This window comes from Pandoraea pneumonica, from assembly GCF_049918595.1.
Taxonomy (GTDB): Bacteria; Pseudomonadota; Gammaproteobacteria; order Burkholderiales; family Burkholderiaceae; genus Pandoraea; species Pandoraea pneumonica_A.
In genome coordinates this window covers 596857-609341 of record NZ_JBNCRZ010000004.1, presented here as the reverse complement: position 1 = coordinate 609341, position 12485 = coordinate 596857, and the positions used below count along the sequence as shown (strand labels likewise).

Annotated in this window: 14 protein-coding genes; 9 read left to right on the top strand and 5 right to left on the bottom strand. The window is 62.0% G+C overall.

What is annotated here, in order from left to right:
• Positions 1-317 precede the first annotated feature (317 nt).
• Positions 318-1064, top strand: coding sequence for a response regulator (locus ACPWR9_RS19410; protein ID WP_246182597.1), 747 nt, complete (start codon positions 318-320; stop codon positions 1062-1064).
• 137 nt (positions 1065-1201) lie between these two features.
• A complete protein-coding gene (locus ACPWR9_RS19405; protein ID WP_426330874.1) occupies positions 1202-2476 on the top strand; it encodes an ATP-binding protein in 1275 nt (424 codons plus the stop codon).
• A gap of 311 nt (positions 2477-2787) precedes the next feature.
• Here the strand turns inward: ACPWR9_RS19405 and ACPWR9_RS19400 are convergent, their stop codons facing one another.
• A complete protein-coding gene (locus ACPWR9_RS19400) occupies positions 2788-3078 on the bottom strand; it encodes an H-NS family nucleoid-associated regulatory protein (protein WP_426330875.1) in 291 nt (96 codons plus the stop codon).
• 924 nt (positions 3079-4002) lie between these two features.
• Between ACPWR9_RS19400 and ACPWR9_RS19395 the strand changes: the two genes are divergently transcribed.
• On the top strand, positions 4003-4623 hold the full coding sequence (locus ACPWR9_RS19395) for a GNAT family N-acetyltransferase (protein WP_426330876.1): 621 nt from the start codon (positions 4003-4005) through the stop codon (positions 4621-4623).
• A gap of 98 nt (positions 4624-4721) precedes the next feature.
• Positions 4722-6104, top strand: a complete 1383-nt coding sequence (locus ACPWR9_RS19390) for an MFS transporter (RefSeq protein ID WP_426330877.1) — start codon at positions 4722-4724, stop codon at positions 6102-6104.
• 39 nt (positions 6105-6143) lie between these two features.
• Here the strand turns inward: ACPWR9_RS19390 and ACPWR9_RS19385 are convergent, their stop codons facing one another.
• Genes ACPWR9_RS19385 through ACPWR9_RS19375 form a run of 3 tightly spaced genes read right to left on the bottom strand, consistent with a single transcriptional unit; the run spans position 6144 to position 7444 of the window.
• Complete coding sequence (locus ACPWR9_RS19385) at positions 6144-6569, bottom strand: DUF6691 family protein (RefSeq protein WP_426330878.1); 426 nt, start codon at positions 6567-6569, stop codon at positions 6144-6146.
• Positions 6566-7012: a YeeE/YedE family protein gene (locus tag ACPWR9_RS19380; protein WP_426330879.1), complete on the bottom strand. Its 447-nt coding sequence runs from the start codon at positions 7010-7012 to the stop codon at positions 6566-6568. Before ACPWR9_RS19380 ends, ACPWR9_RS19385 begins: the two co-directional genes overlap by 4 nt.
• 45 nt (positions 7013-7057) lie before the next feature.
• Entirely contained in the window at positions 7058-7444 is a 387-nt protein-coding gene (locus ACPWR9_RS19375; protein ID WP_426330880.1) for an ArsR/SmtB family transcription factor, read from the bottom strand.
• A 131-nt stretch (positions 7445-7575) separates the two neighbouring features.
• On the opposite strand from ACPWR9_RS19375, the gene ACPWR9_RS19370 reads away from it, so the two are divergent.
• Positions 7576-8445 (top strand): MBL fold metallo-hydrolase, encoded by an 870-nt coding sequence (locus tag ACPWR9_RS19370; protein ID WP_426330881.1) that lies wholly within the window; start codon positions 7576-7578, stop codon positions 8443-8445.
• A 10-nt stretch (positions 8446-8455) separates the two neighbouring features.
• Here the strand turns inward: ACPWR9_RS19370 and ACPWR9_RS19365 are convergent, their stop codons facing one another.
• Entirely contained in the window at positions 8456-9355 is a 900-nt protein-coding gene (locus ACPWR9_RS19365) for a LysR family transcriptional regulator (protein ID WP_426330882.1), read from the bottom strand.
• Between the two features lie 154 nt (positions 9356-9509).
• Here ACPWR9_RS19365 and ACPWR9_RS19360 point away from each other — a divergent pair, with 154 nt between their 5' ends.
• From ACPWR9_RS19360 to ACPWR9_RS19345, 4 genes are all read left to right on the top strand, one after another.
• Positions 9510-9908 carry a tautomerase family protein gene (locus ACPWR9_RS19360; protein WP_426330883.1) on the top strand — a complete coding sequence of 133 codons (399 nt, stop codon included), beginning with the start codon at positions 9510-9512 and terminating at the stop codon, positions 9906-9908.
• A gap of 213 nt (positions 9909-10121) precedes the next feature.
• Entirely contained in the window at positions 10122-10508 is a 387-nt protein-coding gene (locus tag ACPWR9_RS19355) for a YXWGXW repeat-containing protein (RefSeq protein WP_426330884.1), read from the top strand.
• Between the two features lie 284 nt (positions 10509-10792).
• Complete coding sequence (locus tag ACPWR9_RS19350) at positions 10793-11638, top strand: ABC transporter substrate-binding protein (RefSeq protein WP_426330885.1); 846 nt, start codon at positions 10793-10795, stop codon at positions 11636-11638.
• A 122-nt stretch (positions 11639-11760) separates the two neighbouring features.
• Positions 11761-12483 carry an amino acid ABC transporter permease gene (locus ACPWR9_RS19345; protein WP_426330886.1) on the top strand — a complete coding sequence of 241 codons (723 nt, stop codon included), beginning with the start codon at positions 11761-11763 and terminating at the stop codon, positions 12481-12483.
• The last annotated feature ends 2 nt before the right edge of the window (positions 12484-12485 follow it).

Genomic DNA, 12485 nt, shown 5'->3' with positions numbered 1-12485 from the left:
GATATCTGCCGATGCTTCGCAGACCTGTCTATTCCCGTGAACCGTGCCTTGCAGTGCCTGACCGCAGTGTTCTCGTCACCGGCGCGCAGCGTGCGTGCAATGCGTGTGCAAGCAGCGTGCAAGCGGTGTTCAGGCCGAGAAATGGCGGCTGGGTGTGCTTAGGAGTGGTGATGCGCAGACAGTGCGAAGCTTAAAGGATGGGTGCGGATTTCGTGCGCAGATGGCACAGGCTCTATTATTACGCATGATTACAGGTGACCAACACTGTAATGCCCGGAAACAAAACGCGTGCAAAGCCGCACGGGGAGGCCACTATCATGACGACACAACCTGTCAAAGCGAATATGAAGATTCTTGTTGTCGACGACGACCCCGATTTGCGTGACCTGCTGCGTGAGTACCTCAGCCGTCACGGCTTCTCCGTTGCGGTGATGCACGACGGCGATGGACTGGCTGCACGACTCGAGCGCGAACGCCCTGCGCTGATCGTGCTCGACCTGATGATGCCCAAGGTCGACGGTCTGACGGCGCTGCGCGATCTTCGCGCACGCAACGACGACGTGCCGGTCATTTTGCTGACCGCGCGCAGCGACGAGATCGACCGCATCGTGGGGCTTGAGATCGGGGCCGACGATTATCTCGGCAAGCCGTTCAGCCCGCGCGAGTTGCTCGCGCGCATCAATGCCGTCTTGCGCCGTCGCAAGTCGCCCGATGCCGCCGTGCCCGAGCAACGCGAGAACTACACCTTCGGCCCGTTCGTGCTGGACTTTCGCAGCCGCACGCTCACGCGCGACGCGCAGTTGCTTACGCTCTCGGACGGCGAATACGGGTTGCTGCGTCTGCTGGTGAATCACGCCATGCAGGTGCTCTCGCGCGAACGCATCATCGAATTGCTTTACGGCGCAGACAGCGACGTGAACGATCGCGGCATCGACGTGCAGATCTGGCGCCTGCGCCGCCTGCTCGACGAAGACGCTCAAAGCCCGCGCTTTATCCAGACCGTGCGCGGGCGCGGTTACATCTTCGTACCCGACGGCCAGCGTGCCGATATGGCTGCCGGCTAAGACGCCGCCGCCCGGGTCGGTTGTGATACCGGCGTCGTACGCTATTTCCCGAGGTCTCCTAATAAGGAGGCCTCGTCCATCGGTCTGGCAAGGACTCCGGCAATGCTGTTTAACCCGGGCCACATGCGGAGCCCCGCATGAAAGGCCGCTTCGATACGCTGTTCGGCCGTCTGGCGCTGCTCATCATTGCCGCGCTGGTCATCAGCCATTTCTCTTACCTGACGATCCTGCGCAGCGATCACGACGATACGCGCGTACAGAACGCCGCCGAGCAGATGGCGTTCATCATCAAGGCCGCCGCCGAGGTCCATGAGGGCCACTCGGAGCTCATGCTGCCCGATCTCGTGCAGGTGGTGCCCGCCACGTTCGCGCATGGGGACGTGTTCGAGCCACCGACCAAGACCGCACGACTCACGACCGAGCTGGCCCGCCGTCTTCCGGCGGGCACGCAGTTGCGTGTGGAGCGCACGCCGCCGCCGCGTATCTGGGCGCGTCTGCCGGGCCGAGATTACTGGATTGCCACGCCGGTGTTATCGGTGCGTAACCCGCCCGGCACCGCGACGATCTTGCCTGGCTTGGCGGCCGTGCTCGGTATCACGGTCATCTTTGCCCTGTTCGCCGCGTGGCAATTGCAGCGGCCGGTGCGAGACATGGCTGCCGCCGCCGAACAATTGGCGACCCATCGCATCCGCACACCGGTCAAGGAGCGCGGTCCGCTGGAAGTGCGTCAGCTGACCGAGCGCTTCAACCGCATGAGTCACGACATCGTGCAAACCGACCGCGAGCGCAACACCATGCTCGCCGGGATTGCCCACGATCTGAAGACGCCGCTCGCCCGGCTGCGACTTCGCGCAGAGATGCTCGACGATATTCAAATGAGCGAGGGCATCACGCGCGATGCCGAATCGATGACGCGCATCGTCGACCAATTCCTCCTGTTTGCACGGGGGATCGAGTCGGATAGCGCCGCCTCGCCGGTCGAAGCGCGCATGCAATCGTTAATTCAGCCGTTCCTCGATCAGGGCTATGCGATCGAGCTGGATCTGCAAGCGGGCCCGGGTTTCAAGCTTAAGCAGACGTATCTCGAACGCATCGTCAACAACCTGCTCGACAATGCGGTGACGTACGGGCGCGCGCCGATGGCGATCCGCACATCGCAAGACTTGAGCGGCTGGCAGTTGATCGTCGAAGACAGCGGCCCGGGCATTCCCAACGAAGACATCAACCGGATCATCCGGCCCTTCGTGCGGCTCGACCCCGCACGGGGCGGCAACGCGCACTGCGGGCTGGGACTGGCCATCGTCGACAAACTGACGCAGCAACTAGGTGGACGTGTCTCGTTTAGCAACCGCCCGACAGGCGGGCTGCGCGTCACGCTGATGTTCCCGCCGGACGACCCGGGGGCACAGTAGCCTGCAAACCGTCGCGCGACGCGCTCGCGATTGACGCCACGTTTTAAACGCCCATGAAAAAACCCGCCGTCCATGACTGGACGGCGGGTTTTGTTCATTACGGGCACTGCATCACATCAAGCCACAGCCAGGCGATCCAGGTTGGGGGGCAATGCGACTACTGGGCTGCTGCTTTACTGCTCTCAGGGACACGGCGAAGATGGCGCAGCGCGACGTAAGTGACAACATCGGTACAGCGTCGCATCCGGCTCCCCGTTCCGCCTTCCCTGGCATGTGACCGGCAATGCCAGTCCGGCAACAACACCGGCTGATTACTTGATCAGGAACTTCTCTTTGTTCTTGCCAATCCACTTCGGTGCGCGACCGCGACCCGACCAGGTTTCACCGGTGGCCGGATTTGCGTATTTGGCGGCGAGCGGTGCGCGTGCTGCGCGGCGACGGCCATCGGTCGTTGCAAGGCCAAGATCCTTGGCGGTCAACTCGTACTCTTGAATCTTTTGCTTGAGTTCCGCGATGACCTGCGAAACTTCCCGTGCGCGAGCTTCGTCGGCTTGCTTTTCGAGCTTCTCGATCTGCGCGCGAATTTCCTTATAGTTTGCCATCTGGCGTGTCCTTACATTGTTAAAATGGATCGCCACTTAAAATAGCACGAGTTTTAATAAATTGAAAACAGCATTTCCGAAGAATGAGTCTGTGGGCGCACAAATCGCATTGAATCTCCTACGCTCGACTTCCGAAAATGCACAGAATCAGGGCATGAATCCCAGAATTTCCCCAGCATTCATCCCCTTCATTACTCGCTGCTAATGCTCTCCAATCCTATCCATTCCAGCAGAAATGCCGATACCAGTGCTCAGGACTCCGCATTTCTTGAGCGTTGTCCGAGGTATTACGCAACATTCGGCAAGACTTCGTAAGGATTCGCAACAAACGTCGACGTGCGGCAACGCAGATCGACTTCACGAATAAAACGCCACCCCAAAATATACGATCACAAATATTTAAGTGCAGTCCGATTAGTCTGTTATCCAAAACACTACCGGCATTCGGGGATTTCACATCGGAGTACCGCGATCTCCAAATAAGGTCTACGCAGAATTCGCGTACCCGATTGACCGAAATTCAGGCCACGCGTGATGGGTGACATGGGAAATTTCCGTCCCCGTTCAACCCAATGAACACCCGTGCCATATCGCTAGCTATCTCACGCGAATTGGACGGTGAACGATGCTGCGTCGCGCCATCGATAAATCGGGACCGAAATTGCTTCGTTAACGTATACGTCAATTCGCTATTGCGCGGCCATGCGGCAATGTCATTTCCCCACAACGTCCGGTTTCCGTAAGATAGGAAAATCCGCCAATCCCGATTCACTTCGGAATTTGCCCGAAACCCAAGGTGGATGGGGCTCAGAGGCGGTTCGAAGGCGTAAGATCGGGCCATCCGGAATTAAGTAATTGACGAATTACTGACATCGCTGACTTCGCCACGGATTTACGCCGCTTTCATTGATTCACTCAATTCGCATGCCAACTTTGCCCGCCCCATCGGAATCGCCCGAGCGCCGCGACACGGCGCCCGTCACGCTCACGACCGCTCGCACTGTGCTCAGACCATGGCGTGCCGAGGATTTGCCCGCCTTTGCCGAGCTCAATGCCGACCGCGAAGTCATGCGTCACTTCCCGACGACACTTGATCGCGCGCAAAGCGACGCCGTCGCCAAGCGCCTGCGTAACCATATGCGCACGCACGGCTTCGGCCCTTGGGCGCTGGAGATTCCGGGTGTCACGCCCTTTGCGGGATTTGTCGGGCTGATGCGCGTCGGCTTCGACGCCCCTTTCGTGCCAGCGGTGGAAATCGGCTGGCGACTCGCCCGCCCGTGGTGGGGCAAGGGATACGCGAGCGAGGCCGCCCGTGCTGCCGCCCGATTCGCGTTCGACGTGCTGCAACTCGACGAACTCGTATCGTTCACCGCGCCGGCCAATGTGCGCTCGCGCGCCGTCATGACACGCATCGGTATGCGCCATTGTCCCGACGAAGATTTCCTGCATCCGCTCATTCCGCCGGGCCACCGGCTACGTCGTCACGTGCTGTATCGATTGAACGCCGAGGAACTGGCGCACGCGACACCGTCGGCCACCCCATGATATTGGCGGCACACGCGCCGTCGGCGTCGTCTTAGCGATTGAAGGCGGGGCGCGCGTTATGGGACAATCTGGATCTTTGCGCCAGCCGTCCCCCCATTGTGTCGCGCGCCGTCATTATTCCGCTCATCATCGCTTGCGCCCTGTTCATGGAGAACATCGACGCGACGGTGATCACCACCTCGCTGCCTGCCATGGCACGCGATCTGCACCAAGACCCGATCTCCCTGAAGATGGCCCTCACGGCCTATGTCGTGGGGCTGGGTATTTTCATTCCGATCTGCGGTTGGGTGTCCGACCGTTTCGGCGCGCGAAACGTGTTTCGCACCGCCATCGGCATCTTCATGGCCGGCTCGATCCTGTGCGCGCTGTCGTTCTCGCTGCCGACGTTTGTCTTTGCGCGATTCCTGCAAGGCGTGGGCGGCGCGATGATGGTGCCGGTCGGTCGGCTCGTCATTTTCCGCGCTGTGCCCAAGCATGATTTGGTCAAAGCGATTGGCTACCTGACGATGCCGGCGCTGCTCGGCCCGGTGATCGGACCGCCGCTGGGCGGTGCTATCACCGCCTATTTGCACTGGCGCTGGATCTTCTTCATCAATATCCCTGTCAGCCTGCTGGGCATCTATCTCGCCGGGAAGTACATCGACAACGACCGCGGCGGCGATGCGGGCAAGCTCGACACCGTCGGCTTCGTGCTGTCGGCACTGGGCAGCGGCTTGCTGATGCTGGGCCTCGCGATGATCGGCGAGCATCAGGTCGCCGACAGTGTCGTGATCGTCATGTGCGTACTGGGGGCCGTGTTTCTCTACGCCTACTGGTGGCACGCCAATCGCACCGAGGCGCCGCTGCTCGACTTCCGCTTGCTGCGCATTCCCACGTTCCACGCGAGCGTGATCGGTGGGTCGCTCTTTCGCATTGGCTTGGGTGCGGTGCCGTTTCTGCTGCCGCTGGCGTTGCAGGAAGGGCTACATATGGACCCGTTCGAGTCCGGCATGATCACCTGCGCCTCGGCGTTCGGGGCCATTTTCATGAAGGCGATTGCGCAGCGCGTGCTGGCACGCTTCGGCTTCCGGCAAGTGCTGATGGTCAACGCGGCGCTCGCGGGTTTGGCGCTTTCGTCGTATGGCCTCTTCACGCACAACACGCCGGTGCTGGTGATGTTGGGTGTCGTGGCCTTCGGTGGCTTCTTCCCGTCGTTGCAGTTCACGTGCCTGAATTCGATCGTGTATGCCGACATCGCCAGCGAGGATGCCAGCCGCGCGACGAGTCTGGCGAGCGTCGTGCAGCAGTTGTCGCTGGGGCTTGGCGTGACGATCGCCGGGATGGTCTTGCAGGCGAGCAGCCGCCTTGCGGGTCACGCACAGCTGACGGCTGGCGACTTCTTGCCCGCGTTTCTCGTCATCGGCCTGTTCTCGTGGCTGTCGATCCCGATTACTCGCCGCCTGCCTGCCGACGCAGGCACTGAACTGGCAAGAAAGCACTGAAGCGGCGGCGCGGGCGACAACGCAGCGCCCGCCGCCCATTCAGGGCTTCGCTGCTCGCGCGGGCAGCACCGCGTGAATCGCCATACCGGCGAGCATCGCCACAACGAACGTCAGCCCTTTGCCCGAGCCTGCGCCCAGCAGCACGAGTGCCGGTCCGGGGCAGATACCGGCGATCCCCCATCCGGCACCGAAGATCAACGCGCCGAGTACCAGACGCTTGTCGATACCGTGCAAACTCGGCCACGCGCGCGGCTCACCGGTCCACGCCATCGGCTGCGCACGCGCGAGTCGAAAGCCCACCAAACCGACGGCAATCGCACCGCCCATCACGAATGCGAGCGACGGATCCCACCGTCCGGCGATATCGAGAAAGCCGAGCACTTTCGCCGGGTTCGCCATGCCCGCGAGAATCAAACCGAGCCCGAAGATCAGCCCGCCAATGAACGCCAGTGCGAGCTTTTTCATGCCGCACCTCCCGCGTGCAGCACATGGCGCACGACGAATACCGTGAGGAAGCCGGTCGCCATAAAGCACAACGTCGCGGCCAGCGAGCGCCATGACAGGCGCGACAACCCGCAAACGCCATGGCCACTGGTACACCCAGACCCTAGCCGCGTCCCGAACCCGACGAGCAACCCAGCGCCAACGAGCATCGAGAAGCTGGCGTCGATCTGCGCTTCGGGCACCACGGCGAACGTACGATACACCCACGGTGCCGCCATTAGCCCGATGACAAACGCGAGTCGCCAGCCGACGTCGCCCGAGCGCGGGCGCAGCAACCCGCCGACGATGCCGGAGATGCCAGCGATGCGCCCGTTGGCCAGCATGAGCCAGACGGCGGCCACGCCTATTAGTACACCTCCGGCCAACGCGGTCCACGGCGTGAAATGCAGGGTATCGAGGGTCATGAGTGATCGATCACAGAGAGAAACACGGGCGAATGCCCCGCGCCGTCACGGCTGCGGGCAGAACTGATCGTAGAGGCAAGACAGCACCGCCAGCACAGACGCATCGCCGACGGCGTAGTAGATACGTTTTCCGTCGCGACGTGTGCTGACGAGTTGCTCGGTGCGCAGCACGGCAAGTTGCTGCGACAAGGTCGGCTGACGGATATCGAGCTGCGCCTCCAACTCCCCGACCGACAGTTCCCCCTGTGTGAGCTGACACAAAATCAGCAGCCGATCTTCGTTCGCTAATGCACGCAGCAACTTGGTGGCGTCGCGTGCAGCACTGCGCAAGCGCGCCACGTCGAGCGGCGCAGCCGCCTCCCCGCCCCGCAGACTATCGGGCGTGGCGTCGCGAGCGTCGTCGCGCAGGGGTGACGAAGTGGCGCGTGGCATGGCAGGATCGAGGCAAATCGGGAAAGTGATGGATGCGTCGGAAAGCGTAGCGCGACGCTATGTCACGCATATCGCGTACACTTTACTCGTTTATAATATATCAATCGATAAACCTTTGCTGGAGCCCGGTCATGTCTGCTACATCAGCCCACATCGAAGCCTTCTTCGACACAGGCACCTCGACGGTGACCTACGTCGTGTTCGATGCGCCGGGCGGTCGCGCGGCGATCATCGACCCGGTGCTCGACTACGATCCGAAAGCCGGACGCACGCACACGGGTTCCGCCGAGCGCGTTCTCGCCTTTCTAAAGGCGCAGCAACTCACGGTGGATTGGATTCTGGAAACCCACGCGCACGCCGACCATCTGTCGTCGGCGCGTTGGCTCAAGGAGCGCGTCGGCGGGCGTATCGCCATCGGCGCGCACATTCGTGACGTGCAGCACGTGTTCAAGAAGCTGTTCCATCTGGGCGCCGACGTGCCGCCCGATGGTTCGCAGTTCGATCATCTGTTCGACGATGGCGAGACGTTCGCGATTGGCAGCCTGCAAGCCGAAGCGATGTTCGTGCCGGGTCATACCCCCGCCGATATGGCCTATCGCGTGGGCGATGCAGTGTTCGTTGGCGACACGCTGTTTATGCCCGACGTCGGCACAGCCCGATGCGACTTTCCGGGCGGCAATGCCCACACGTTGTATCGCTCGATCCAGCGCTTGTTGTCGCTGCCCGAAGCGACGCGCTTGTACATGTGCCACGACTATCCGCCGGCGGGCCGCGCTGCGAACTGGCAAACGACGGTGGGCGAACAACGCCGCGCGAATATCCATGTGCATGACGGCATCGGCGAAGACGCGTTCGTCGCGATGCGCGAAGCCCGCGATCGCACGCTCGACATGCCCACGTTGATCTTGCCCGCAGTCCAGGTGAATATCCGCGCAGGCGACATGCCCGCGCCCGAGGCCAACGGCACGCGTTATCTCAAAATTCCGCTCAACGCGATTTAATTGAAGTGACTTAGTTGGGCGCTGTCGGCGCAGCGAGTTGTGACGCCAGCGCTTGACGCGCCAGCGTGACCCAGTCGGGCTCACCACGGCGTGCCGGGAGCAGATGAAACTCCGCTTCCGGCAGCTTGGGCAAACGCCGCCCCTTTACCAACTTGTCGATACGCATGAGCGACGGCCCCGCCGCCGACGTATTCAGACAGGCCACCCCGAGTCCCGCACTCAACGCCAGTTGTAACCCCGCCACCCCCGAGGCCACGTGCGCAATCGTGTACGGCACGCGATGCGTGTCGAGCCATTGCGTCGTGAAGCGATGCAGCGCGCAAGTGTCCGGCAGCACCAGTAACGGCAGCGGCGCATCGGTGTCGAGCACGAAGTCGGGAGCGGCCACCCAGTCGAGCGATTCGCGCGAGAGTGCTTGCGTGCCGGTAACGCCTTCGCGTGCGAGCGATTTGCCGAGAATTCGCATCGACACGCCGATATCGAACTCGCCGGTGTCGTAACCGGTTTCGATGATGCCGCTCTTGAGAATCGTCACGTGAATGCGCAACGCCGGGTACACCACACCCAAATGCCGGAGCATGCGCGCGACGTCACCGGGGCGGAAGTAGTCGGTAATCGCTAGCCGCAATTCACCCGAGAGCGAGAACCCTCGCACGTCGTGCCATGCCTGCTCGCTTTGTGCGAGCAGCTGCCGCGCGTGGCCTAGCAGGCGATCGCCCGCCGCCGTTGTCGCCACGCCCAGCTTGCCGCGCGTGAACAGCGACACCCCGGCACGCGCTTCCAGCTTGCGAATCTGCTCGCTCACCGACGATTGCGAGAGAAACACGAGCGGTGCCGCTGCCGACAGACTTCCCGCATCTGCCACCGCGACGAACGTGCGCAACTGATCGAAATCGAATCCCGGCGCCATGATGCTATCCATTTGATAAACCGATGGATCAAATCGTATATTCCCGCTTTTCCGATGTCAATGACATCCCTAAACTGACGTTGTGGTTGGCAGCAACCGTGCGCTGGCGATCCATATTTCGCGGCGCTTCCTTCACGACTTCAGGAGTCTCGTCATGCCTCATCTCGTCCTGCAACTCTCCGGCACACCCAACGATGCCCTCTCGCGCGACGCCGTGCGTGCCGTCTCTCAACTGACGGTCGACGTGCTGCACAAGGCGCCCGAAGTGATCGCCGTCACCGTCGACTACATTCCCCACGAGCGTTGGTTCATCGGCGGCGCGCCGCTCTCCGAGCAGGGGAAAAACGCCTTTCATCTCGATATCAGCGTGACCGACGAGACGAACACCAAGGCCGAAAAAGCGCAGTTCATCGCGCAAGTGTTCGAGGCGCTTTCGGGCTTGCTTGGCAACGTGCACGCGTGCTCGTACATCCACGTGATCGACGCGCGCGCGGCAGCCTATGGATACGGCGGGCGCACGCAGGAATTCCGGCACCAGCACGCCGGGAAGTAGTTCGCACATGCCCGTGCATGCGGGACGACCGGCTAGCAATCCCGACCGCTCGCCGGTTTCACAAAATTGCCCGAAATCCGCTATTTACGCGGCTTTTCGGCCAACAGAACGAAACAATTCGAACACTTTCTTACGACTATTTGTTTCGTGATTTGCCGGTTCACCTCGTACGATGAAAGCGCATTCAAAGACATCGCTTTCAAGGGGGCGAACATGAAAAAACTGACTCTTACCATCGCGCTCGTTGCCGCCACGCTCGGCGGTATTGCTGTGGCACCGGCCCAGGCTCAAGTGGGCGTTTCGATCAGCATCGGCGCACCGCCGCCGCCGCGTTACGAAGTGGTGCCGGCACCGCGCGCTGGCTATGTGTGGGCGCCGGGCTTCTGGGATTGGGACGGCCATCGCCACGTGTGGAACGGCGGTCACTGGGAACGTGAGCGTCCGGGCTACGCCTACCGTGCGCCGGAATGGCACCAGGGCCCGCACGGCTGGGCGCTCGATCGCGGCGGCTGGGGCCATGGCGGCCCGGACCGTCATGACGATCGTCACGACAACCGCCACGATGACCACCACGACGACCACGACCGCTATCACGGATAACCCCCGGTCGATGCTGCGCGCGAGAGCATGATCTCGCGCGCAGCAGATCTCCGCTTCAATATCTCCGAACGCCGGCGCTTATCAGCGCCGGCGTTTTGCTAAGGAAAATCGATTGGTTGGGCGCGCGCCAGTGCCCCGTTATCTTGTGAAGCTCGCGTGTGAAACCCGCTCGCCGCTATCCGTAGCGAGCCACCGCCGAACCCTGTCCGGCCTACCTCCGGCTTACCTCCGGCCGTATCGAGTGAAGGTTTCATGCGTTTCACAAAAACGGAGCCCATCAGGCCATGCAAAACAACCATCGCACACCACGCGCTCAACGGGTTGGCTCGATCTTCGCCGCCGCCCTCTTTTCTGCCGTCGCCTTGCTGCCGCTCGCCGCGCATGCCGACAAACTCGACGACATCAAGAAAGCCGGCGTGCTGCGCGTCGCTACGTTCGACAGTAATCCGCCGTTCGGCTATGTCGACGCCAAGTCGCACAAGATCGTCGGCCTCGATGTCGACTACGCCAAGGCGCTCGCCGACAAACTCGGCGTGAAGCTCGAACTGCAACCGACGAACCCGGCCAACCGCATTCCGTTCCTCACATCGAAGAAGGTCGACCTCGTGCTCGCCAACTTCACGATCACCGACGAGCGCGCCAAACAGATCGACTTCAGCATTCCGTACTTCTCGTCGGGCCAGCAATTCCTCGCGAAGAAGGGCACGCTCTCGTCACCCGATCAGTTGAGCAAGCTGCGCGTTGGCGCCGATAAGGGCACCACCAACGAAATCACGTTGCGCGAGAAATTCCCGAGCGCGACCATCGTCGCCTTCGACGACACGCCGTTTGCTTTTGCGGCGTTGCGCGCGGGCACCGTGCAGGCAATTACGCAAGACGGCCCGAAGCTGGTCGGCCTGCTCGCCAACGTGCCAGACAAGCAGAACTACGAAATCCCGGCGTTCACCATCTCGAACGACTACATGGGCGTGGGCGTGCCCAAGGGCGAGGAGCGCCTGACGGCCTTCGTGAACGACACGCTGCGCGGGCTCGAGAAGGACGGCACTGCCGCCAACATCTACGACCGCTGGTTCGGCCCGAAAACGGCACAGCCGCTGCCGCGCTTGTTCAAGATCGGCGATAAGGCATGACGCGTGAGGCTTGGGCGCTAAGGCGGCATATTGCGTCTCCTTAGCGTTACGCGCCTGCCTGCCGGGGCACAAGAGGAAACCACCTCCTGTGCCCCGGCGTTTTTGCTTGGATACACCGCGTCATGATCGATTGGCTCGCCCCGAAGTACCTCAGTTGGTTGTTTCATGGTTTCTTGGTGACCATTGCGCTGGCAGCGGTCACCAGCGCCGCCGCCACGTGGCTGGGCTTCGGGCTCGCACTGGCACGCAACTCCCACAGCGCAGTATTCGCGCGCCCCGCCGCAGCGTTCGTCGCCGTCATGCGCAATACGCCGCTACTCGTGCAACTGTTCTTCTGGTACTTCGGCGTCGCCGCGTTGTTGCCGACGAGTGTCGTCGGATGGCTCTCGCAGCCGCACGCGTGGCATCTGGTGCTGTTCGATATCCGCTGGCCAGCCCTTGAGACCCTCGCCGGATTCGTCGGCCTCACGCTCTACACCACGGCATTCATCGGTGAAGAAATTCGCGCCGGGTTGCGCGGCGTGGCCGCCGGCCAGACGCAGGCCGCTGCCGCACTGGGACTCAGCCGCTACGCGATCTTCCGTCACGTGGTGCTGCCGCAAGCGGTGCGCATCGCGTTGCCGCCGTTGTTCGGGCAGTACATGAATGTGGTGAAGAACTCATCGCTCACGATGGCGATCGGGTTGGCCGAACTCTCGTATGCGTCGCGTCAGGTCGAGACCGAAACGTTCAAGACGTTTCAGGCGTTCGGCATCGCCACCCTGCTCTACGTGGGCGCGATTGCCTTGATCGAAGCGGTCAGTCTCGCGACCACACATCGCCACGCCGCCGCCCCTTCCCGCTGACT

Coding starts and splice junctions, on each gene's coding strand:
- ACPWR9_RS19405 (WP_426330874.1), top strand. CDS start 1,202: ATGAAAGGCCGCTTCGATACGCTGTTCGGCCGTCTGGCGCTGCTCATC.
- ACPWR9_RS19410 (WP_246182597.1), top strand. CDS start 318: ATGACGACACAACCTGTCAAAGCGAATATGAAGATTCTTGTTGTCGAC.
- ACPWR9_RS19395 (WP_426330876.1), top strand. CDS start 4,003: ATGCCAACTTTGCCCGCCCCATCGGAATCGCCCGAGCGCCGCGACACG.
- ACPWR9_RS19345 (WP_426330886.1), top strand. CDS start 11,761: ATGATCGATTGGCTCGCCCCGAAGTACCTCAGTTGGTTGTTTCATGGT.
- ACPWR9_RS19350 (WP_426330885.1), top strand. CDS start 10,793: ATGCAAAACAACCATCGCACACCACGCGCTCAACGGGTTGGCTCGATC.
- ACPWR9_RS19375 (WP_426330880.1), bottom strand. CDS start 7,444: ATGCCACGCGCCACTTCGTCACCCCTGCGCGACGACGCTCGCGACGCC.
- ACPWR9_RS19380 (WP_426330879.1), bottom strand. CDS start 7,012: ATGACCCTCGATACCCTGCATTTCACGCCGTGGACCGCGTTGGCCGGA.
- ACPWR9_RS19385 (WP_426330878.1), bottom strand. CDS start 6,569: ATGAAAAAGCTCGCACTGGCGTTCATTGGCGGGCTGATCTTCGGGCTC.
- ACPWR9_RS19365 (WP_426330882.1), bottom strand. CDS start 9,355: ATGGCGCCGGGATTCGATTTCGATCAGTTGCGCACGTTCGTCGCGGTG.
- ACPWR9_RS19370 (WP_426330881.1), top strand. CDS start 7,576: ATGTCTGCTACATCAGCCCACATCGAAGCCTTCTTCGACACAGGCACC.
- ACPWR9_RS19400 (WP_426330875.1), bottom strand. CDS start 3,078: ATGGCAAACTATAAGGAAATTCGCGCGCAGATCGAGAAGCTCGAAAAG.
- ACPWR9_RS19355 (WP_426330884.1), top strand. CDS start 10,122: ATGAAAAAACTGACTCTTACCATCGCGCTCGTTGCCGCCACGCTCGGC.
- ACPWR9_RS19360 (WP_426330883.1), top strand. CDS start 9,510: ATGCCTCATCTCGTCCTGCAACTCTCCGGCACACCCAACGATGCCCTC.